The organism is Bowmanella sp. JS7-9 (assembly GCF_004329715.1).
Taxonomy (GTDB): domain Bacteria; phylum Pseudomonadota; class Gammaproteobacteria; order Enterobacterales; family Alteromonadaceae; genus Pseudobowmanella; species Pseudobowmanella zhangzhouensis.
Genome location: NZ_JXSY01000024.1, coordinates 93437 through 116068, shown reverse-complemented (window position 1 = coordinate 116068; position 22632 = coordinate 93437). Strand labels below are relative to the sequence as shown.

Annotated in this window: 20 protein-coding genes; 9 read left to right on the top strand and 11 right to left on the bottom strand. The window is 46.5% G+C overall.

The genetic code is table 11. The features are described from left to right. The first annotated feature begins 3 nt into the window (after positions 1 to 3). The 5 genes from TK45_RS13735 to TK45_RS13715 all read left to right on the top strand — a co-directional run bounded on the left by TK45_RS13735 (position 4) and on the right by TK45_RS13715 (position 3699). Positions 4 to 861: a hypothetical protein gene (locus TK45_RS13735; RefSeq protein ID WP_131259414.1), complete on the top strand. Its 858-nt coding sequence runs from the start codon at positions 4 to 6 to the stop codon at positions 859 to 861. A gap of 15 nt (positions 862 to 876) precedes the next feature. Beyond that, positions 877 to 1125: a phosphopantetheine-binding protein gene (locus TK45_RS13730; protein WP_131259413.1), complete on the top strand. Its 249-nt coding sequence runs from the start codon at positions 877 to 879 to the stop codon at positions 1123 to 1125. Further along, positions 1125 to 1952 (top strand): hydrolase 2, exosortase A system-associated, encoded by an 828-nt coding sequence (locus TK45_RS13725; protein ID WP_131259412.1) that lies wholly within the window; start codon positions 1125 to 1127, stop codon positions 1950 to 1952. The genes TK45_RS13730 and TK45_RS13725 overlap by 1 nt, the downstream gene beginning before the upstream one ends. After that, positions 1949 to 2812 (top strand): hydrolase 1, exosortase A system-associated, encoded by an 864-nt coding sequence (locus tag TK45_RS13720; protein WP_131259411.1) that lies wholly within the window; start codon positions 1949 to 1951, stop codon positions 2810 to 2812. Before TK45_RS13725 ends, TK45_RS13720 begins: the two co-directional genes overlap by 4 nt. A 149-nt stretch (positions 2813 to 2961) precedes the next feature. Then, positions 2962 to 3699: a hypothetical protein gene (locus TK45_RS13715; RefSeq protein ID WP_131259410.1), complete on the top strand. Its 738-nt coding sequence runs from the start codon at positions 2962 to 2964 to the stop codon at positions 3697 to 3699. On the opposite strand, the gene TK45_RS13710 is transcribed toward TK45_RS13715, so the two are convergent. The 11 genes from TK45_RS13710 to TK45_RS13660 all read right to left on the bottom strand — a co-directional run bounded on the left by TK45_RS13710 (position 3659) and on the right by TK45_RS13660 (position 17683). Further along, positions 3659 to 5005, bottom strand: coding sequence for a putative O-glycosylation ligase, exosortase A system-associated (locus TK45_RS13710; RefSeq protein ID WP_131259409.1), 1347 nt, complete (start codon positions 5003 to 5005; stop codon positions 3659 to 3661). The genes TK45_RS13715 and TK45_RS13710 overlap by 41 nt on opposite strands. 77 nt (positions 5006 to 5082) lie before the next feature. Beyond that, entirely contained in the window at positions 5083 to 6441 is a 1359-nt protein-coding gene (locus tag TK45_RS13705; RefSeq protein ID WP_254426626.1) for a phenylacetate--CoA ligase family protein, read from the bottom strand. Next, positions 6441 to 7520: a glycosyltransferase family 4 protein gene (locus TK45_RS13700; protein WP_131259407.1), complete on the bottom strand. Its 1080-nt coding sequence runs from the start codon at positions 7518 to 7520 to the stop codon at positions 6441 to 6443. The genes TK45_RS13705 and TK45_RS13700 overlap by 1 nt, the downstream gene beginning before the upstream one ends. A 3-nt stretch (positions 7521 to 7523) precedes the next feature. Beyond that, positions 7524 to 8726, bottom strand: a complete 1203-nt coding sequence (locus TK45_RS13695) for a TIGR04063 family PEP-CTERM/XrtA system glycosyltransferase (protein WP_131259406.1) — start codon at positions 8724 to 8726, stop codon at positions 7524 to 7526. Beyond that, positions 8723 to 10624 (bottom strand): XrtA/PEP-CTERM system amidotransferase, encoded by a 1902-nt coding sequence (locus TK45_RS13690; RefSeq protein WP_131259405.1) that lies wholly within the window; start codon positions 10622 to 10624, stop codon positions 8723 to 8725. The genes TK45_RS13695 and TK45_RS13690 overlap by 4 nt, the downstream gene beginning before the upstream one ends. Positions 10625 to 10629: 5 nt before the next feature. Then, a complete protein-coding gene (locus TK45_RS13685; protein ID WP_254426625.1) occupies positions 10630 to 11763 on the bottom strand; it encodes a TIGR03088 family PEP-CTERM/XrtA system glycosyltransferase in 1134 nt (377 codons plus the stop codon). 1 nt (position 11764) lies between these two features. After that, positions 11765 to 13198 (bottom strand): exosortase A, encoded by a 1434-nt coding sequence (gene xrtA / locus TK45_RS13680; RefSeq protein ID WP_165490789.1) that lies wholly within the window; start codon positions 13196 to 13198, stop codon positions 11765 to 11767. After that, positions 13195 to 14391, bottom strand: a complete 1197-nt coding sequence (locus TK45_RS13675) for a TIGR03087 family PEP-CTERM/XrtA system glycosyltransferase (RefSeq protein ID WP_131259402.1) — start codon at positions 14389 to 14391, stop codon at positions 13195 to 13197. Before TK45_RS13675 ends, xrtA begins: the two co-directional genes overlap by 4 nt. 2 nt (positions 14392 to 14393) lie before the next feature. Further along, positions 14394 to 15434: a FemAB family XrtA/PEP-CTERM system-associated protein gene (locus TK45_RS13670; protein ID WP_131259401.1), complete on the bottom strand. Its 1041-nt coding sequence runs from the start codon at positions 15432 to 15434 to the stop codon at positions 14394 to 14396. After that, complete coding sequence (locus tag TK45_RS13665; protein ID WP_131259400.1) at positions 15435 to 16280, bottom strand: XrtA system polysaccharide deacetylase; 846 nt, start codon at positions 16278 to 16280, stop codon at positions 15435 to 15437. It lies immediately after the preceding gene. Then, positions 16277 to 17683 (bottom strand): TIGR03013 family XrtA/PEP-CTERM system glycosyltransferase, encoded by a 1407-nt coding sequence (locus tag TK45_RS13660; protein WP_131259399.1) that lies wholly within the window; start codon positions 17681 to 17683, stop codon positions 16277 to 16279. The genes TK45_RS13665 and TK45_RS13660 overlap by 4 nt, the downstream gene beginning before the upstream one ends. 167 nt (positions 17684 to 17850) lie before the next feature. On the opposite strand from TK45_RS13660, the gene TK45_RS13655 reads away from it, so the two are divergent. From TK45_RS13655 to TK45_RS13640, 4 genes are read left to right on the top strand one after another with little or no spacing between them, the layout of a single operon-like run. Next, complete coding sequence (locus TK45_RS13655) at positions 17851 to 18480, top strand: XrtA/PEP-CTERM system exopolysaccharide export protein (RefSeq protein WP_131259398.1); 630 nt, start codon at positions 17851 to 17853, stop codon at positions 18478 to 18480. Positions 18481 to 18499: 19 nt separating this feature from the next. After that, on the top strand, positions 18500 to 20107 hold the full coding sequence (locus TK45_RS13650) for an XrtA system polysaccharide chain length determinant (RefSeq protein WP_131259397.1): 1608 nt from the start codon (positions 18500 to 18502) through the stop codon (positions 20105 to 20107). Then, a complete protein-coding gene (locus tag TK45_RS13645; protein ID WP_131259396.1) occupies positions 20104 to 21009 on the top strand; it encodes an XrtA-associated tyrosine autokinase in 906 nt (301 codons plus the stop codon). Before TK45_RS13650 ends, TK45_RS13645 begins: the two co-directional genes overlap by 4 nt. Continuing rightward, complete coding sequence (locus TK45_RS13640; RefSeq protein ID WP_131259395.1) at positions 20975 to 22606, top strand: hypothetical protein; 1632 nt, start codon at positions 20975 to 20977, stop codon at positions 22604 to 22606. The genes TK45_RS13645 and TK45_RS13640 overlap by 35 nt, the downstream gene beginning before the upstream one ends. Positions 22607 to 22632: the final 26 nt, after the last annotated feature.

The following is a 22632-nucleotide window of genomic DNA, read 5'->3' as shown; positions in this document are numbered from 1 at the left end:
AGCGTGACAATTAATACCATTGCGATTGATAAGGAGCTTGTCCCACAGGTCTCAGAGTTTCTTCATCGAAATATGAATGGACGTTTTTCCGTAACACAATGGCAGACGATCCTGACCACACAATGGCTTGATTCAGTCCCTAATTATGGGTTTGCGCTGGTGAATGAGCATCATCAGGTGGTTGGGGCAATTTGTGCATTGTATTCACAGCAATGGCTCAACGGTGAATTGCGACAAATGTGCAATCCACATACCTGGTGTGTATTGCCGGAATTTCGTAAACACAGTATCTCGGTAGTTTTGGCGGTGATCAAACAAGCGGGTTATCACTTTACGATGTTTACGCCCAATAAAAGTGGCTTAGAGATTTTTTCTTATCTGCGCTTTATTCCGCTCAAGACAGGATTACGTTGGCTGCCAAATCTGCCATTGCCAGTGTTTTCTAACCGGACTCACCAGGTGGATGGGGACAAAGAAATACATGATATTTTGAGCCCGCATGATTGGCAGATTTTTACCGATCATAGGAGCCTCGATGGCGTGTATAGCATGGTGTTACGAACCGAAGAAGGTCCGTTACTTATTCTAATGAAAAGGCAAAAATTTAAGCGCACTTGGTCAGCCCAGTTGATGTATGTTAGTGACTATGCATTGTTTGCACGTTGCTGGCGTTCCATTCGTTTTCAGTTGTTGTCTCGATTCGGCTTTAAATTTACCCGCGTAGAAATGCGTTTTATGCCGGATAATTTTTCATACTGGGGAATAGCTGCAGAGGGGCATCAACGCTTTTACCTCAGTCAGGATTTGCGTCCCGAGGATATTCAATATGTTTACAGTGAAATGGTTGCAATGCGACTGTAATGTTGGGAGAGAGTTATGTCTTATGTAAAGGACGCCATCAATATTGTGTGTGACGTGTTAGCGATGCATGACCGCAAGGCAGAATTTGATGAAAATACTTTGCTACTGGGTGCTATTCCAGAATTTGATTCTATGGCTGTTGTGGGTGTGATAACAGCAATGGAGGAAGAATTTGGTTTCAGTGTTGATGATGATGAAATCTCCGCTGACGTGTTTGCCAGTGTCGGTTCTCTGGCTGCATTTATTGAAGACAAAGACAATTAATGGCTGAGAATTTTCAGCTAGCGGCAGAGTTTATTGAGTCTGCCGATGGCAGGTTATTTTGTTGTCACTGGCGCCCTCAGGCAGATAATTGGAGCGGGCATTGTTTACTGGTAGCTGCTCCTTTTACTGAGGAGATGAATCGTAGTCGCTATATGGTAACGCTGTTGGCACAAACGCTGGCTGAAAAAGGTATCGGCGTAGTTTGCGTTGATGCATTGGGTACCGGAGATAGCGAAGGGGATTTCGTCCAATCTACTTGGCAAAGTATGGTTAATGCCATGCATGTAGCATCAAACGTTGCTGCATCTGCAGGGTATCGTTCAACGTCTGTTCTGGGGATTCGTCTGGGAGCGCTGGTTGCACTGTATGCGCAGTCGTTAATTGCTAACCTGAAAGACTTTCATTTCTGGCAGCCATTATTGGATGGTAAGCCAATGTTAACCCAAATGTTGCGGGTCAAAATGGCGGCAAGCTTAAATCGTGCGGAAGATAAGGGAAGTACCCGGATATTTGAACAGCAAATTGCAGCAGGACAGCCTGTTGAAGTATCGGGTTATGCGATTTCACCGACACTTTTTGGTGAGTTAAATGAGGTGAATCATCAGAAGGCGGATGTACCCTCTTGTCCGATACATTGGTATTCAATTTTGCCCAGCGCAGACCGACAACCGGGTCGGGCGGATCTGAAAATTCAGCAAAGTTGGGCACAACTCAATAAGCAGTTTGTTACTCATAGCATTATCGGCCCGGCCTTTTGGCAGGCACATGAGCGGACTTTAGTTCCTGAATTGGTTGCCGCTACTGCAACGCAGGTGGCCAGCCGATGATAGAACATGCCAGAGTTTTTGATTGTGAGGGCTCTCCACTTGTTGGAATCATACACAGCAGCGACACGCCTGCTGATATTGGTGTGATTATAGTGGTTGCGGGAGGCCCTCAATATCGGGTCGGTGTGAGTCGACAATTTGTGAATATGGGACGCTATTTAGCTTCCAATCATATTCCGTGTCTACGTTTTGACCATCGCGGTGTAGGTGATAGCGGTGGACAAAATCGCGGCTTTATCGATATGCATGCAGATATCCGCAGCGCCATTGATTTACTCACCGATGCCTTTCCACATCTGCGTGGTGTGGTTTTGTGGGGAGAATGTGAATCTGCATCTGGTTGCGCGTTTTATGGCTATCAGGATGAGCGTGTCAAAGCCCTGTTTCTTGCTAATCCGTGGATAAGAACTGATGAAGGGCAAGCAAAAACATATATTAAACACTACTACCTACAAAGATTATTGAGTAAGTCATTGTGGCGTAAAGTGTTCAGCGGCCAATTCAATGTGATTAAGTCAATGTCGGGCTTTTTTAGCGTAGCGGCGCAAGCGCGTAAGTCGTCAGATAAATCCCAATCGCAGACCAATAGCCAGGATTTTAGCGGATTATCCTTACCCTTGCGGCTGACCCGAAGTACCGAACAATTTTGCGGCCCGATCCAGATTCTGACGAGCGGAAAGGATTTTATCGCACAGGAATTTAATGACTACGCCGCTTCATCTTCTATTTGGCAAAAAATACTCGCACGTGACAATGTAAGCAATCACATGCTGGCTGATGCTGACCACAGTTTCTCCCGCAAAGAATGGCGCCAGCAGATGTTTGAGTCTTTGCTTAAATTGGTGAAAAAAATTAAATAAAAATCACAAATCTGAAATGAACTGAGTAAGACGTAAAAAGAAATTAAACATCAGTTTGGAATTGTGCTGGAGTGCAACCCGCTCGCTGGATGAGTTAGTTGCGAGATTTTAGATGTTGTAGGGTACTGGTTTATGGCAGAGGATTTGACATGAAAAAGAACGTAATAATTCTGACTCACGGATGGACCGGGAGTTCTGCATTTACGGCATTGATATCTCAGGGGCAATATTGGTTAGGGGATGAGACATTTCAGAAGATTGACTATAACACCTATGAAAACTCTGAATTAGTCGCACTGAATAACAAGATGATTGCTGACGCTGGCTACACGGGTGACAGAGAGCATGAAATTCTTACTGAGCAAGCTGTATTGGACGTGACCCAAAAGATAGCGATGCTGGACCCGTCACCGTATAAAGCATTTGCAGAAAAGCTTTCAGAAAACCAACCCTGGATTTGGAAAGATCCCAGGCTTGCACTGACGATTCGCGCCTGGATGCGTTTTGTTGACATTGATAGTGTGGAATTCATCATTCTAACTCGTGATGATATGCAATCATGGATTACTTCGAACCAACGACGACATATACAAAGCCTCAGTTTTACCCGACGTTACAATAAATCGGTGACAGACTCCTTTAAGCGGTTTTTAACGGAGCGCGGTAAATCATATAGTGAATTTGAATTCGAGGATCTGCAACTAAGACCCGAGCAGACCATTGAACGTTTGAATCAACAACTGGGACTCAAATTGACCATGGAAGACCTTCACCGCGTTTACAATAAACCACTTTATAAGAAGTCAAAGCGCTTCAAAGATTGGTTTGAAGCGCTGGCGGTTTACGTTAAAAACTACGCGTTACGTGATGGTCGTGGCCGGGCGTAGTTTGCTTGGCCGACTTGTCGGTAGACTCTTTCCAAAGTTGATTAGCGAATAATACTGCCACTAAACCCGCTAACGCATAAAACTCGTCAAAATACGCGAGACTGACGTTACAGCCGTTAATGGCGTAAGCCAAAAACGAAAGGTTTAGCATAGTTGTAAGCTTTACCAACCAATCCTGGTTATGCTCTCTGGCCTTTTTACGGGTGATAAGATTCACCCGCCAGGCAGAGAACAGAATCATACAAAAGACAAATAGCCCGCCAAACCCGTGGTCGCCTAACACTTGCATAAATATGTTATGCGCGGCCTTAGGGATAATGGTGTCTGGAATAGGGCGAGTATAAATGGGCGGATAGTGTGGAGTTCTGGCGCCATAATGTGCCCAAAGAATCGGATCGCGGACTGCGGCAAAACCCCCTCCGAAAAAAGGATGATCCACGGCGATCATGGTAGAAATTTTCCATGCCCACAATCGTCCAATGAAGGAAAGATCTTCTTCCGCTGCGGTCGACACGGTGCTTTGTCGCTCTTTCCAAGAATCCGGAGCAGCACCATATAACAGGGGAATAGAAACGACTGCAACCAACAAAATACTTACACGGTGTTTTGAGTTCCACCAAAGTGCTGTCCCCAGGATCATCAAACCGATAAATCCTGCCCGGGAGTATGTTCCAACGATACTTAAAATATTCAGTATTAGCAGGATAGAGAGGCCGCGTTTGACCCATTTGTGCTTACTGACCTGAAGCAAATAAACAATTAATGGAATCGACATGTTGATAGCCACTGCCAGGTCATTTCGATCTGCAATGATGCCTGCTCTACCGGTAATTCTGTGACTGCCCGCTGACAGTAAAAATTTTAGCGCTTCCATGCCCGCATAAGCTGAAATGGACAATACGATTGCCCATATCACGGTATCCACATGTATGCGACGTGTGACGACCAGCGTAACAAACAGGAACAGCATTAATATCTTTAGGAAGTTGAACCAATAGTCCCACACCCAATCAGGATCGACGTTCAAATTAGTGGCGGTTGAAATTAACGTCCACAGTAGAAATAAAAATACCCAAAAATGAATTCGCGTGAATTTAAATGCTTTACCTTTAAAAACAAAGACATAGGAGAGTGCAGTGACCAGCACGATTGTCAGGTTTAGTCGAAAACTTTGTGAAAACCCAAACGCCCATGAAGCGGGAGCCATCAATGCAATCCATACCCACGCTGCCACGCCGATAAAGGGTTTTTTAAAACTGTAGTAGATGGCGATAAAAAGAAACGCCACCAGAATAAGATCGCGCAATTACATGTCCTCTTTATTTGCCCAGTAAAACAGAATACATACTGCAGCAACGTCAGCGAGCAAAAACAGACTATCAATCATGCACTGGTTACCTTGCTGATGACATAGCGATACTTACCTGATTTTTCTGCGGGGATATCTTTTACGCAATGCACATTAATCGACACCTGTTCACCCAACCGTTGCTGAAACTTCGCGATGATGGCGTGACGCATATCGTCGTGAAGATCGGCAGCATTTTTGAGAATCAATTGAACTTCGGTTTCTTCAACACTGTGCTGGATAATTTTAAACGTCTTTATGTCCTGAATATCACGCAGGATATAAATGAGCGACAGGCCGTGCATGATTGTGCCGTCAGCGCCGATGACAAAGTCGGTACTGCGACCCTCAATGCTTTCGAGAATCGGTAAAGTGCGACCACAATCACACTGTTTGTCGCTCAATGCGCCGATATCGCCTGTGCGATAGCGAATGAACGGAAACTCAGAGGTGGCCATGTGGGTTACCACGATTTCGCCTTTTTCACCGACCGGGAGTGGATTACCGTTGGGATCGATGATCTCGACAATTAAATCCTCAAAGGATAAGTGCATGTTTCCGGAGGGACATTCATGCGCAATGAAGCCGGCATCACGGCCACCATAGCCGTTGGCTACAGGACAGCCAAATGTGGTTTGGATGTTTTCACGTTGATAAGGATAAAGTCGCTCGGAAGTGACAAAGGCAACCTTTATTCCCAGATTCTTCATATCGATGCCGTGTTGATTGGCAGTTTTCGCGATCAAATCAAACACCGACGGATAACCAAATAACATGGCGGGACGGGTTGCACGAATATGTTCAATGAACGCGAGAATTTTCTCCTCATTCATATCGAACGCGGGTATTAGTGTTGAACGAAACAGTTTATCCCGCAATAAACGCACCTTGTCCTGCGCACCCAATTCGATGGGAGAGCCCCAGGCAACAATTTCTTTATCACCAATATCCACATTCCACCAACGGGTTGCACGCCATTTTTCTGCAACGTCGTGTGATACGCGTTCATTACTTAACATAAACACCAGAGGCTCGCCGCTAGATCCGCCAGTATTGAAACGGGCCAATGAGGTCGCTAGCGGGTCTTTGAGTTGTTCAAAGTTATCTTTGATGGTTTGCTTATCCAGAAACGGTAAATTGGTTAAATCTGCTGGTGATTGAATGTCTGCAGGTGTCAAACCTAACTGGGCGAAGGTATCCCGGTAATAGGGGATGTGTTCACAGACTTTCTGTATAAAGCGCTGTAAACGGAGATTGCGTTGAGCGATTAATTTATCCCTTGGCCACCATTGACTGGCTTCGAGGGATTGCTTGATCGCCACCGTATTGTGCTTTTTCAGCTTTTCGTGCAGCGGGAACATCAGTCCGGATACAAGCTTGGTATAGAAAGACATCAGTGTTTTGCTTCCCTGAGTGGCGAGATTTTCTCATACAATGCCTGCCATTGTGCCAGCACTTTTTCCTGATGAAAATCCTCACTCCGCCGCAGCGCCGCCTCACACAATTGTGTGAGCTTAGAGGGGTCTTGCATCAGAGTATTGGCAGCCTCAGCCATTGCATTGGTATCGTCAATGTCAACCAGTATACCGGTTCGTTGATGATCGACCAGATAAGGTATGCCGCCCGCTTTGGTGGAAATAACGGCGACACCACAGGCCATGGCTTCGATTAATGAATTAGGGCTATTATCGATACGGCTGGCATTGAGCAGGATGTCTGCACTTTGGTATAAACGCACCATCTCGGCCTGGTCCAATCGACCACAAAACGTCACGGCGTCGGCAATATCCAGTTGTTTTGCCTGTGCGCGTAAGTTGTCCTTTTCCGGTCCGGAACCTGCAACCGTCAGTTTACTGGAGGGGTGGGTCTGACACACTTTGGCAAATGCAGCCAGCACGATATCGTTGCCGTAAATTTTTTCAAGATTTCGTGTGCTGATCAGGTGGAACCCTGAGCGCGGCTCACCTTTTACAGGTTTAAACAGCTCACTGTTGAGAATATTGGGTATCACTCGCGCGTTAATCTGGTAGGCGGCAAAGACATCTTTTAAAAAGCCGGAAGGCACCACAATGTCGGTGGCTTTTGACATCGTAGGGGCAATCCAACGCCATGAACGCGTGAAAAACACATCGGCGTGACCGCCACGATAGTTCACTACCACAGGTGTGCGCAGCAAATACGCAATCCATATACAAGGCGCGGCGAAAAGATGCCAGGACCAACCACTGTTTGCCATCATATGCACAACGTCCGCCTGGCGAATTTGTCGCAGCAAATTGATGATGTAAGGCACAAGTCGAAATAGTGCGCGAAGTCCCGGAATGTTGCCGATAAGCGCTGGCCGATAGGGCGCATTGGTGGCCACTAAGTTAACCTGATTCCCTCTGGCAGTAAGCAACTCGACTAATTGTCGGGTTTGCACTGCCATGCCGCCAGATGGCGGCGGAATCGGGCCAACAACACAAATGCGCATGAATTACCCTTTCAAGCCAGGATAGACTGATTGATAGTTGGCAACGGAATTTTGCCAGTTTCGTACCTGTTCCACAAAGTGACGCCCCTGCGCAATCACTGCCGGCCAATGAGCTTGATCAGACAAAATATCGACCGCGGCGCGCGCCAAATCGTCAACGTTATCTGCATTAAACAGCCATCCGGTTTTATTATGCTCAATCAATTCTTTGTGTCCGCCTACATCTGAAGCGAGCACTAACTTACCTTGAGCCATTGCTTCCAGAGGCTTGAGTGGGGTGACTAAATCGGTCAGGCGCATGTTCTTGCGCGGATATACTAACAGGTCTACCAGGCTATAATATTTGCCAACGTCAGCATGGGGTACACGTCCTGGCATAATGACATCGTTTTCCAGACCCAATTGCTTTATTTGATTTCTGAGATTGGCCTCTTGAACGCCACCACCTACTAACAGTAGCGCAACGTTGGGAATGTGTTGCTTGATCTGCGGCAGGGCAGCGACCAACAGATCCAGCCCTTCGTAGCCATAAAATGACCCCAGAAATCCCAGCACTTGCTTGCCCTGTAAGCCTAACTCTTGTTCCAGTGCCAAGTCCTTGCTGGTGATTACATTAAATTGCTCGATATTGACTGCGTTAGGGATAACAGTGATTTTGGTGTCGGGTACGCCACGCTGAATCAGGTCACGTCGTAAACCCTCACAGATAGTGGTGACCTGCTCGGCATGCTTAATCACATAATTCTCCAGCATGCGGGTCATCTTGTAACGCAGGTCACCTTCCTTGCAGGTACCATGGTCAACTGCGGCATCTTCCCAAAAAGCACGAATTTCATACACCACAGGTAAGCCGCATTGTTTGGCAGCTTTGAGCGCCGCGAGACCGTTTAGCGCGGGTGAATGGGCATGAATAACATCAGGCTGATGGTCTTTGACTGCATCCAGAATACGTTTTGCCAACGGTGGCACCAACGCTAATTGGTTGAGCGCAGGTAACTTTGTCGCGATCCCGCCAGGCGGAGCGGTACGATAAAAGGTCAGCCCGTCGACTTCATCGATAGTGGCGCTGTCATTACCTTGCTTAGGACTGGTGACCTGTACTGTTTGCCACCCACGAGCATGCTGTTGTTTTAAAATCGAACGTGTTCGAAACGTGTAGCCACTGTGCAGCGGAATACTGTGGTCTAAGACGTGCAATATTTTCATGCAGGCACCTTACGCTGACGTAAAAACGCTTCAAACATCATCAGGGTCCACAGTGGCGCACTGTTGTCACGCAAGCCTTTCACATGGTCATCCACTAATCGTTTGAGTTGTTTTTCGTCGAAATAACCACTCTCGCGCATTTGTTGTGACAGTAATCCATCATACAGACGCTGTTTCAACGGGCCTCGGAACCAGTCTGCTAATGGAACTGCAAATCCCATTTTTTTGCGGTAAAGCACATCATGGGGCAAATGTGGTTCGAGGGATTTTTTAAATGAATATTTGCCAATACCTTTGTGCAGATTGTGGCTCGATGGTGTATTGAATGCCCACTCAACAAACTTGTGGTCAAGAATTGGCACACGTACCTCTAAAGAGTGTGCCATTGATGCCCGATCGACCTTGGTCAGAATATCGCCCACCAGGTAGGTCTTCATATCGATATACTGAGCGATTTTCATCGGGTCTAAGTGTTTCACTTTATCGCCATAGCGGCGGAATACTTCGAGACTCGAGTAGCCATTAAGGCTTTGTTGATAGTCATTTGAGAATAGCTTTTTGCGCTCATCGGCGCGCAACAAACTCATGGAGTTGTGATAGCCCTCGACGGTATCCATCGCCATGGATTGAAAAGTGGTTTTAGCGCGCAAAAACTTTGGTGCCCAATCCAGCTTAGGATATAACGCCCCCAGTGGTCCGAAAATAGGCTTACGAATGCCCAGCGGAAGCATATTGCGAATACGTTCCTCATGCATATGCATCGCATAGCGACGGTAACCGGCGAATAACTCATCCCCGCCATCACCACTGAGCGCCACCGTCACATGTTTGCGTGCCAGTTCGCAGACCCGGTAGGTGGGCATCGCGGAGCTATCGGCGTAGGGTTCATCATACAAAAACGCCAGCTTATCAATCAGGTCGAAATCATCCTGGCTAACGGTTTCTACCCTGTGGTTGGTTTTGTAGCGGTCGGCGACCATTTGCGCGAATTCGGTTTCATTAAAGGCTTTTACATCAAAGCCGATGGCGCAGGTATTGACCGGGTCAGATTGCAATTGGGACATCAGCGCGACGACACCACTTGAGTCGACGCCACCAGATAAGAATGCGCCCAGTGGTACATCCGCCACCATGCGAATGTCTACCGCTTGCTTGAGCCGATCGATAAGTTCAGCCTGAACCTCATTCTCGTCCATACTGTGGTCGAAATGGGTAGGTATATCCCAATATTCTTCCGGTTCTGGTAATTCACGCATGCCACGTTGGATCAACATACGGTGGCCTGGTGCCAGTTTGTAGCTGTGTTGATACACAGTATGAGGTTCTGGCACGTAGCCAAATGTGAAGTAGTCTTCGATTGTTGTGTTGCGCAAAGTTGAGTCGAATTGCGGGTGTTGGGTCAGGACTTTTAATTCTGAGCCGAACAGCATTTCGCCACTGGGTAGCAAAGAGTAAAAGAAAGGTTTGATGCCTAATCGATCACGGGCAATAAACAAGCACTGCTGTTTTTTATCCCAGATGGCGAAAGCAAACATGCCGCGCAGATGGTGAACACAGTCCACTCCCCATTCCAGCCAAGCGTTGAGAATGGTTTCGGTATCGCCGTCAGTATTAAACTTATAACCTTTTGCAGCCAGTTCCTGATGCAGATCCTTGAAATTATAAATTTCACCATTGAACACCACGACGGCCTGCCCACAGGCACTTTGCATGGGTTGCGGGCTACCTTCAAGGTCGATGATCGACAAGCGACGGTGGGCCAGTGCGACACCTTCACCAAAATAATAATCGCCTGCATCTGGTCCGCGATGATGCTGGATATCATTCATTTTGGCGATAACGCCCGGGTCAACCTGTGTATTACCCGCTAAATGAAATATCCCTGCTATACCACACATAATCCTTACCCTCTCTGGCTTAGCGCCTGATAGACACCATGATATTTTTCGACCATGGCCTCAATACTGAAATGCTGCTGACAGTGTAACCTGACGGTTTCACTGTCAGAACGAATTTTTTCTGGCGACTCAACATAGCGCGCCATGGCTTTAGTTAATTCGTCTGGTTGCTGACTGCTCACCAGGTGGGTGGTGGCAAACTGTTGTGCAATCAAATCAGGGTTGCCCCCTACATCCGTTGCAATAACAGGCACGCCACACGCCATCGCCTCTAAAATGGTGTTGGAGATGCCCTCTGCTAACGAGGGTAAAACAAACACATCCATAGCCGGAAGTAACTGAGCTACATCATTGCGGTTGCCGGCGAACCAAACTGCGTGATCTAGCCCAGCCTTGCTTATTTTATCTTTCAGTCCAGGCAGCAATATTCCATCACCTACAATGACCAAACGCAAATGGGGCCGATGGGTCGGAAATCTTTGCCATAGCTGAATAAAACTATCAACCAGTAAAGTTTGGTTTTTTACTGCAGCAAGCCTGCCGACAGTTCCAAATACAATGCGCTTTTCGTCCTGAAAATCGAACGGTAAATTTAACCTGGCGGCACGATTGGGTCGGAAGCGTTCAACATCTACACCGTTACATATATGGGTGATATTGCTGTATGCGACACCGACCTTTTGATTGAGATAGCGTATGGACTCGCTTGATAATCCGATGAAATGGTGAATGAAGCGTTTAAACAGGCGGCGTATTTTTTGATTCTTGGTACTAATACCCCCAATGTCATCCGCATCCCAACCATGCTCTCCATGAAGACGATTTGGAGTGCCGGCCAACCAACCAATACATTGGTATTCAATACTCGTGAGGTTGCGGGTGTGAAGGATATCAGGTTGCAGTTTTTTCAATGCGCGAAATATTCGCCAATAGCAGCCGAGATCACGTCCGGGCTTCTTCGCGACGTCGACAATTGTGACGTTAGATTGCTGAATTCGTTGGGCAAATTCGGGATTTTGACCATTCAACGTGATAATGCTGTGCTGATATTCAGTGGCTGGTAAACGATTAATAAGATTTACCAGACCGTTTTCTAACCCGCCGGTATCCAGGCGGTAAATGATATGGACAACATGCATGCTAGTCGCCATCCAATTCGTCCAAAAGATTGGCTGACAGCAAGGGTTTCACCGTTTCAATAAATTGCTGCTTTCGGGTGTTACTCCCATCGTAACGTATCGAATAAGCGATAAAGAAACCATTTTGTGTTTGCCCCAGTACCGCCTGTTTTAGCTGGCTGAGTTTTACTTTTGCAGTACTGGGAGTGATCAAGCCGTCTATCACGTAGGCATAGGCAATAAGGCGTTTAGCGCCACCCGGACTGGTTATCTCGATAAGTCTGAAAGTATCAAAGGTTTGACTTTGTTCCAGCGACCAGCGGAGATCGTTATAAGGTTTGTGTGTGCCCTTTATGAGTTCTTTGCTGTCACGGTTGTGCTGATAATACGCTAGGTACATATCAACATCGTCGCTTGTGCGGATGAGTTCGAAGTCAGGATCCTTGAAAACGGGTAGCCAAGTTCTCTCACCCTGATATTCTTCCGCAAACTGCTGTGCAAACGCGGGAACCGGCTTGAGTGCTGGGTGACCAGCGACATTCAGATATACCAAGTGCATAGCGAATATAACGCCAAATGCCACTAAAGACGCAAGGAATGAAAGGTTAATCTGTTTGGATGGCACTGGTGTTGTGTGAGCCGGCGTTTGATTTATTGGATCTCGCCAACGATTACCAACGCTGAACATAATCAACAGCACAACAGCGAACCAAATCCATCCATAGATAATGTGATCTACGCCTGTGGCGTACTCCATATTACTCAAGTGCGCAATTAAGATAATGCCATAGGCACGAATGCCGTTGGCAATAATCGGTAGTACTAATGAAAAAGCCACGAAACCGAGCCGTTTCTTCCACTTTGTGTAATTCAGATAGGCATATAATGTACCTAGACAGAATGATGCGATCAGGTAACGAATGCCTGAGCATGCCGCTGCAACTTCAAATAAGCCATTTGGAATGGCAATAAACAACCCTTCGCGATAAACCGGGACACCGGATAACTCTAAAAAGAAGACCGTGAAATCCGCGGTAATATTTTGTAAATCGGGTACAAGGAACTCACCCACCGGGACACTAAACATCCAAAAGAAACATACGAATAGCAGCTCTTTTATGAATGCATTACCACAGAAAAACCAAAGCATCATGGGCAAAAGTAAGAACGCTGCAAACTGTTCAACGAAGGCAATATGACTAAGTTGACCCGCTACCCATAAAAAAACAGCGGGTATGATTGCAATGACGGCTCGCCATGCCACCGCAAAAGGTAGTCGAATGAGCATTTCCCACTTTTGATAAACCAGGTAAATGCATATCGGCGCAATAAGAAAGCCGTGATTAAAAGTGGGTGAACGTTCCCAAATAAGAATGGTTGACCAAACAGACTCGTAAAATAGGGCTCCCCACAAAATTACGACCGACAGCAGATAAGTGAAGGGAGACACTCTCATTGATTTTCTGTTCCTTTGATCAGGCCAGGTAACTTGCTCAGCGCATTGTCCCAGCGCAAATTTTGGATTATCCATTCCCGGCTTGAAGACGCTTCTGCGGGCGTGTCTATTTGTGTCAAAACAATGTCAGCAAAATCAGATGGCTGGTCAGAAATAAATACCGCCGGGGCATCTGTGTTAATGCCTTCGATGGCCAGGCTGGTTGCGACTACAGGTTTTGCAAGTGCCATGGCTTCCAGAACTTTATTTTGAATTCCACGTGCAATTTGTAATGGTGCAACATTTATCTTGGCTTTCATGGCATATGGTCTGACGTCTGCGACACGCCCAGTTACACGGATGCCAAGTTTTCCGTCTAATGCCAATACCTTGTCACTGGGATTGCCGCCTACAATATAAAATGTGGCATCAGGTTTTTGTTGGCGTACTAAAGGCCAAACATTTTGCGCAAACCACAATACGGCATCCACATTCGCCCAATAGTCCATTGCACCGGTGAAGCATACGTCTATTGGTTGTTCACACGGGGCAAACTCACCACTAGGGTTGAAGTAGCTAACATCAACCCCGTTGTATAAATGTCCGATTTTATCATGCAGCGAAGTGGGCATTAGTTGCCTGAATAACTCGGCTTCCTGCGGCGAGACAAAGGTAGAAAACGCGGAGCGAGAACACAGATTTTGTTCTTCTTTTTGTAGCGTGCGTTGTTCACGGTTATAAATCCAGCGCTTAATTAAATTGCCTTGTAACGCATACTGACGCCATTTATCTGAGTCCACATCGACGAAATCGGTCACGACCCGTAACTCTGGCTGGGGATAAATAAATTGCCCCATAGTGGAGGAAAACACCAGTGCGTGTTTTATCTGATGTTGATTGACGAGTTTGTTGACCTGTCGCTGCATCGCACGTGACGCATAATAGGGCAAAGATAAGGGGTTGCCGGTAATCAACCCAAACGCAGCTTTAGCCAGGCACCAAATTTTGTTTTGCGACTCTACATATAAACTGGCGCATTCCTGCTCGAGCGCTGGAATGTACTGCGCATCATGAGGATCATCCATAAAGCACACGACATGCACGGTAAAGTGTTTGTTTAGTTCACGCAGAATATTGTAAGAGCGGATCTTGTCGCCTTTGTTTGGCGGATAAGGAATGCGATGAACAAGGTACAACAATGGTGGCTTGTTCATGACTACCCCAGATATTTAGACAGAAAAGGCCCCATTAAACGACTTAACCAAATGGGAAGTCGTTTCCACATCTGAATAAAGAGTTGATATTTGGGATTATTCGGGCTGAGATTGGGTAAAGCCTCCGCTTTAACCAGATAGAACTGGTAGTGAAGCGGTACAGGGGCCATACCCCAGTTTTTTTTGTACTTAAACGCGCCGGAGTCGTTTTTACTGCGACCAAAGTCATATCGATGACACGCACGATCATTGCGGGCGTGGCACATGAGTTGATAATACATAAAGTCATTACTTTTTAACTCGCGCGCCTGTGGGGTACCTCCGCCGTAATATGGCAAGACTTCATTTTTGTAGTAAAAGCTCAGTACCGAAGAGACTGACTTTCCCTCTTTGGTTACTGTGAGCACTTCGCAGCGCTCACCGAAAACGTCTTTTAATGTACTGAAATAATGCTTGGGGAACACCGGGGTGCCAAGATTTCGTACACTCTCCGAGTAAATTTCATAACATTCTTTCACATCACCACTTACGGTGTATTCCAAACCGTTGTTCAACGAATGACGGATAACAGCACGCTCATTCTTTTTCACACCGGCAAGAATCGCAGCGTCATCATCGCCGAGGTCGCAGCCAAAGGTCGAATGTGCGCAGCGCTCGCTTAACCGGTTTTGTCGTCCAAACGGGTAACGCATTTCCAGATAATCCACGCCCAACTTCTGCGCCAATTCTATGGCCGCATCTTCAAGGGCGTTCATCACATCAGGGTCATCGCTAGCGGCACCGCCATACACACAAAAAGGCAATGAAATCAGAGCGTTACCAAATAGGATGCTTTTTTGATGTGCCAAAGGCAGCACACCGACTATCCGCTCGTCTTGATTGGCATAAAGAAAATGGCAGGTATGTCCGTAACTTTTTTCAATGACGGTTTTCCAACCACTAAGGTGGAAGAAGGTGCCGAGCTGACATTGGTCAACAAACGCGTCCCACTTTTGCTGTTCAGTCTTATCCTGACCTAACGTTTTAATAACCAATTCAGACACTTAGCTTACTCCATACACGTCCTGCATGGTTGACCAATGAAAGTCTTGCAGCAGTTTTTCCAGCTTATCAAAGGTTTTATCCAAATTTACATAATGACGGAAGTTGGACTTCCAGGAGCCGCCTTCTACCTTTGGCTGTTCCGGGTCGATTTCCCAAGGGTGGAAATAAAATGAATATGGTTGGCTCTCTGCCTTCAGATAACGTTGAATTAAATGGCGTGATAAACCGTAGGGATAAAGGCGGAAATAACCACCACCACCTATGGCGATTTGTTTGCCAAGCCACTTATAGGTAGGAATTGGGATCTCGGTGATACCTTCCGGGCGATTATAGGCGAATCTGGGCCATTCAGGCGTACCATATAAATCGTGCTTAACTGGGTAAGTGCTTGAACTGTATTTAAAACCCAGGTCTACCAAAGTCTGAAACGCCCATTCATTGGTGTAGCCAATCGAAAAGCTAGGTGCTCTATAGCCAATAATCGCTTTGCCGAGCAAGTTTTCTAAATGATCTTTGGAACGTTTTACATCGGCGTAAAATTCTTCCTGAGTTTGCGAAGACGCGCGCCGGTGTGCGTAGCCGTGACTTGCCACTTCGTGCCCGCGTTTGTCGATGTCCCTGATCAATTCTGGAAAGCGTTCGGCCACCCAGCCAAGCGTAAAAAACGTTGCCTTCACCTGATATTTATCAAACAGGTCAAGCAGCTTTCGAGTATTTTCCGCAACACGAGGTGTGTATTGCTGCCAATCATTTGGGTTGATGACACCATCCCATGCGGAAACCTGGAAAAAGTCCTCTACATCTACCGTCATCGCATTGATGGTGGGGGATAACTTTGTACTCATCGGCCTTTTCCAAACAATACGACTTCTACGGTACGGATAAGAATCAGAATATCCAGCAGGAAGCTCTGGTGTTTGACGTAATACAGGTCAAATTTAAGCTTCTCCATCGAGTCTTCAATACTCGCGCCGTAGGGATAATTCAACTGCGCCCAACCTGCCAGACCAGGTCGCACGTTATGGCGCTGGTTGTAATATGGGATTTCCCGGATCAATTGTTCCACAAATTCCGGACGCTCCGGGCGAGGACCGATAAACGCCATGTCACCGCGCAATACGTTCCATAGTTGCGGTAATTCATCAATCCGGTATTTACGCAGAATATTGCCGATGCGAGTTACCCGAGAATCGTTCTTCGTTGCCCATTTAGCACCGTCTTTTTCGGCGTCAGTGCGCATGCTGCGGAATTTGAAAATACGGAATACTTTGCCATTTAAGCCGATACGGTCCTGGCTGTATAACAATGGTGCTTTAATGCCTTCTTCTATCCAGATGCCGAGAACTGCAAATAGCATTAACGGCCAGGTAAACAGCAAAATGATAAACGCCAGGAATGCGTTGATGCCGAAGTTGAGGGCGTCGCGCAGGTAGTTATGCGTGTGGAAGCCATTTGAGTAAATGACCCAACTCGGATATATCATGTTAACTGCGATCTGTCCTGACTCCCTCTCCATAAAATCGAGAATGTCGACGATATCGATACCACGAATGCGGCAATCAAATAAGATATCGATGGGCAAAGTTCCGCGACGCTGATCGCAGGCGATGACAATTTCTTCAATTTCATTTTCGGCAAGAAACTGTCGGAACGTTTCATCGATCGGAACATTAATGATTTCTTCGTTTTTGATGCCGTGTTCACGATTGTCCCCGGGGATGGGAATAAAGCCGACCAGCTCAAAACCTTGACGGTCAACATCACGGCGCATGCGACGCTCTATGATTGATGCGCGCTCGCCGGCACCAATTACGATTATCCGGCTTTTGCCCAGTCCCAATGCGCCCATTTTGTTTGAAAAGTATCGAAACAGGCACAAGGTGAAAATAATCAACCCAGAGGTTAAAGGCAGGTAATAAGGATGGATTGAAATGCCGCTAAAGATTGCGCCAGTGAGCACTTCCATAACAAAGTAGGCAATGGCGACACTGACGAAAATTCGTCGTACTACGCCTCGATAAGTCTCACGTAACTTCGGTTCATATAAACCAACTGACAAAGCCGCGAGTTGTGTGAAAACCACGATTAAGCCTATGTTGAGCGCCATGACGACATCTTCAACCGGCTGAATATTGACGGATTGTTTAAGGATCCAATTGGCTAGATGGGCACAGTAGGCGATCAGAACCGCCTCAAAAATAACCAATATATTGGAGCGTTTGACCTGTTTTCCTTTCCCCGGGCTCATTCTGATCTCGTGTAAATGACTGCTTTATTTAATGTTATTTTTTAATTTAAACGTAACAGCTTGAAACTTTTAGAATTACCAGAATTTAAATTTAGTTTTTGTTGCTTCTAAAGCGTAATCTGATAAAACTAGCGAATATCGTTACTGTGGCGCAAGTGGAACTGTACATGATGAAAATAAAAATAACACCTGTTGTTGGATTGTTTTTCGCGGTTATTGGCTTGGCAGGATGTCAGTCTAACTCGTTGCCACAGGCAACTGTTCGCGCATCGATGACAAGCAATGTCGATGATTACAATTACCTAATCGGCCCGGGAGACTCCCTGAACATTTTTGTTTGGCGAAATCCTGAGGTGTCCGGAAATTTTCAGGTCAGACCTGACGGCAAAATTACCACCTCTCTGGTAGAGGACGTCTCAGTGACAGGGAAAACTCCCACCATGGTCGCACGGGAGATGGAAAAAATCCTGTCTAAGTATATTCGGGACCCAATTGTAACGGTAAGTGTGGGTAATTTCGTTGGCCCATTCGGTCAGCAGGTCAGAGTCGTGGGCGAAGCCACCAACCCGATGGCAGTGAACTATCGTGAAGATATGACTTTGCTTGATTTAATGATCCAGGTTGGCGGTCTGACGGAGTTTGCTGACGGCAATGATGCGAAATTAATTCGCGTGGTGGATGGTGTGCAAAAAGAGTACACTGTGCGCTTAGGTTCGTTAGTGAAAGATGGCGACATCAGCGCAAACGTAGATATTTTGCCAGGCGACATTCTGATTATCCCAGAGGCTTGGTTTTAGTTAGGAAGTAGTAGCAGTTATGATGGGAATTCAGCAGGTACTGGATCAGGTAACGACCTATCTAAAAGGAATTTGGATCAAGAAGCGGTACGTGCTTATTTCTTCCTGGTTGATTTGTCCTATCGGATGGATGGGTGTGGCATCCATGCCGGATCAATATGAATCCAGCGCGCGCTTGTATGTTGATACAAACAGCTTATTACGGCCTCTGCTGCGAGGCCTCGCCTTTAATACAAATCCAGAAAACCAAGTAAAAATGGTTGCAGACACGCTGCTGAGCAGACCTACGCTGGAAAAAATTGCCCGTGAGGCTGATCTCGATATCAAGGCAAAAACTAAGGGTGAGTTCGATAAGATTTTGGGTAGTTTAAAGGCGAATCTGTCGCTGCGAACAACTCGTGAACGAAACATCTACACCATTAGTTACGAATCGGGTAACGCTCAGTTATCGCAGAAAATCGTGCAAATTACCCTAAACGAATTTGTGGAAAACTCCCTGGGGTCGTCTCGCCGAAATGGTGACACAGCCGAGGAGTTTTTGAACAAACAGATTGCTGAATATGAGGTTGCGTTGTTGGAAGCAGAACAACGCTTAGCCGAATTTAAGCGAAGCCGTATGGAAAGGGCGCCATCGACCGCGGATGCCTATTTTACCAATCTTCAAAACCAACGAGACCAGCTGAAACAAGCGCAGCTCAGATTAGAAGAACTTGAGTCTCAGTTGGTTTCAGCGAAAGCACAGTTGGCCGGCGAGGAGCCTGTGTTTGGGTTAGTAGAACCTGAAACTGGAGTGCAATCGTCTGGGGTATCCACTCAATATGACAGCCGTATTGCAGCATTGGAATCAAGACTCGACGAGCTGTTGATTCAGTATACCGATCAACACCCTGATGTGGTGAAAACCCGTGGTCTGATTGAACATCTCAGAAGTGAACGAAATGATTTGCTGGGTAAGATGAGCCAAGTGGCGAAAGATACGGGTTCATATAATTCTTTCGGTGGTTTGAATCAAAACCCTGTATATCAGCAGCTGAAGTTAAACGTAGCTCGGATCGAGAGTGAAATCGCGTCTACCAAAGTACGGGTGGATAATTTCCAGGCCTCGGTTAATGAGTTGCAGGATAAAATTAACCTTGTGCCCGTGATTGAAGCCGAGTTTCAGGCACTTAACCGTGACTATGGAATCAAAAAATCTCGTTACGAGGAGTTACTCAATCGTCGCGAATCAGCACAGCTTTCCAGAAAAGCGGAAGCCACAACCGACGACGTGCAATTCCGCGTCATAGATCCGCCGTTATTGCCAAGTAAACCAAGTGGACCTCCTCGTCTGCTGTTGTACACCTTGGTTCTGTTCGTAGGGTTTGGAGCCGGTTTAGCCTTGGCATTTATCATCAGCCAGCTGAACGCGGTGGTATTCAGTACTCGTCAAATTACTGAACAATTTAATATCCCTGTGTTGGGTGCAGTTTCGCACTTCGATGCACCACGCATGCAAAGGGCGCACAAGCGGAACGTCATGATCTTTACGGTGACGAGCTCGATGTTAGTGATGGCCTACATCGCAATAATGGTTTTGGAGCTATCCTACGGATATACGCCATTTGAGCTGATTGGGAGATTTATATGAGCACAATAGAAAGAGCGTTATCCAGACAGAAAGCTCAACAACAAGCATCTGCGGAGAACAAACCTCAGGGCGAAGAAATAAAAGACAGTGTACCTGCGGTTGAAGCGTCCGCGGACAAACAACAGCCTGTTGCCGCTTCTGCACCCAGAGATTCAAATCTGTATTTAGATTTGGACCTCACTGATGCGACTCGCTTCGTTACCAGTGAAAATAGTCGGAGCAATTTAAGCGAAGAGTTTCGTGCTATTAAGCGAAAAGTATTGGATACCGCATTCGGACCGCTGTCTAAAACATTGAAAAATGCCAATATCGTAATGGTATCGAGTGCGAACCCCGGTGAAGGCAAAACATTTAGTGCAGTTAATTTAGCGCTGAGTATCGCTCTTGAGCAAAATAAAACAGTATTACTTGTTGATGCTGACGTACTTAAACCAAATGTCATGCGTACTTTGGGTGCCGAGTACGAGAACGGTCTGATGGAATACCTGCTTGAAGAAGTCAGTGATTTGAGCGAGGTGATTTACCATACCAACATCGATAAGTTGCGCATTATTCCTGCAGGTAAAAAACACCATCTCTCGACTGAGCTATTGGCCAGCGAAAAGATGCTGCAAACAGTGACTGAATTTGCAAATCGATATTCTGATCGTGTAGTCATCATTGATTGCCCGCCGCTGCTTGGTATCAATGAAACACTGATTATGACAAACCTGGCCGGACAGGCTGTAATTGTAGTTGAAGAAGGCAAAACCAAACTCACCGAAATTCAGGCTGCGGTACAAAACCTTAATCCCGATATGGCAAAAGGCTTTATCGTGAATAAGTCACAGCGTTCGGCAGGGAGTGGTTACGGCTATGGATATGGCTATGGCTATGGACATTACTACGCAAGCGGCCAATAAGCGCCGCTTACACAACAAACTTGCATGGCATGTCGCGCTGGTGATGGCCGTCAGTGTCAATGCAGATGCTGCAACTAGTGAGATTAAAGTTAGTGCCGGCGCCGATATTACGTTTACTGAGAGAAAGTATGATGACGGTACTACGCTTGAGGCGCTTACCTACGAACTTTCACCCACGGTAGCGTATACCGTAGACGGTAATAAACTGGATCTGGCGTTTGTGGTTTCCCATACGCAGTTAGGGTCAGATGACCAATCCGTCATCGATAATCAGCATTATACGGATTTTTCAGCGAGCCTGATTGCGGAGCCTTTACACTGGTGGAAGGTAACCCTGTCAGCAAATCGCAACTATCGCACCACCAATCCATTTGACAATGCATTAGGCGGGCGCTATTTCAATACCGATAGTTTATCTGAGATAACGACGTATCAGGCGGGTACCGAATTCATCCTGAATAACCGCAGCGTAGTTGGCACCCTTGGTGCTCGATACGGTGAGACAAACTCGGATTTAATCAAAGGTACACAGTCGTTTTTCACCAATTTTGATAACAAATCGGTTGCGGCTTATCTTCAGCTAGCCGCGCCAGGCGCGCAGGGCGTTTTTTGGGCGGTGTCCGCGAATCAGGCGTACATTCAACGTGAAGCCTACAGTGATTATGAATCGGTAAGTGCTGCAGCTCAGTTTTCTGCTCCCCTCTATCAGCAGCTATTTATGCGCGTACAAGGCTCACACGAAAAATATGATGTGGACGGCATTAATGCCAACTTTGGTGGTCTGCAATATCGTGATCAAACCTCTTATGGTGCGGGCCTTGAATGGCGTCGTTCAGCGAAGAAGTTTATTGCCGTGACCTATAACAGTGCGGACAGAGCTGGCCTCGAGGATCGAGAGAGTTACGTGGGCGTTGATTTGGCTTGGGCGTTTTCCGAGCGGACGTCTGTCGCAGCAGATTATGGGAAGCGTTTTTATGGCACGGCGAAGTCACTGACAATACGTCATGAAAATCGCAGTCTTACATCAAGCATTGGTCATAAAGAAGATATTTCCACATTCTCTCGTTTGGGTGTTGAGCAAGATATAGCGGTTTATGTTTGTCCGATCGACGCAGCCGGGGTGTTTGATTGTAATCGCGCCGAGGGTGACTATGTGCCGTTGCCGGGAGAGTTCCTGATTAACACCATAGACAATATTGCTGAGGTGAATGAAGAAGTTCGCTTTAACAAAAGAACTTTCGCAAACTTCGCGTGGGATGTTACCGCCAAGTCCAATTTGGGACTTGGGCTAAACCATAGTGAAACTCTATACCTTGAAACTAATCGATTACGAGAAACTGACAGTGCGAATCTGTTCTGGCGTTATCGCTTAAATAAGTCATCTAACATTAACGCAAGTTTGACATGGCGGGATGATCAGGGTGAAGGTGGTATTCTAGAGGGTGAAAGTATTAGTCTGGCAGTTGGACATACGCGCCAATTAGGTCGCCATCTTGATTTCGCAGTGAACTATCGTTTTTTGGATAGAACAGCAGACAATGCATTTTATTCCCTGCGTGAAAATAAATTATCAGTTGCTATTACGTATCAGTTTTAGGCGTAAAATCAGACAAGAAAAAAGCA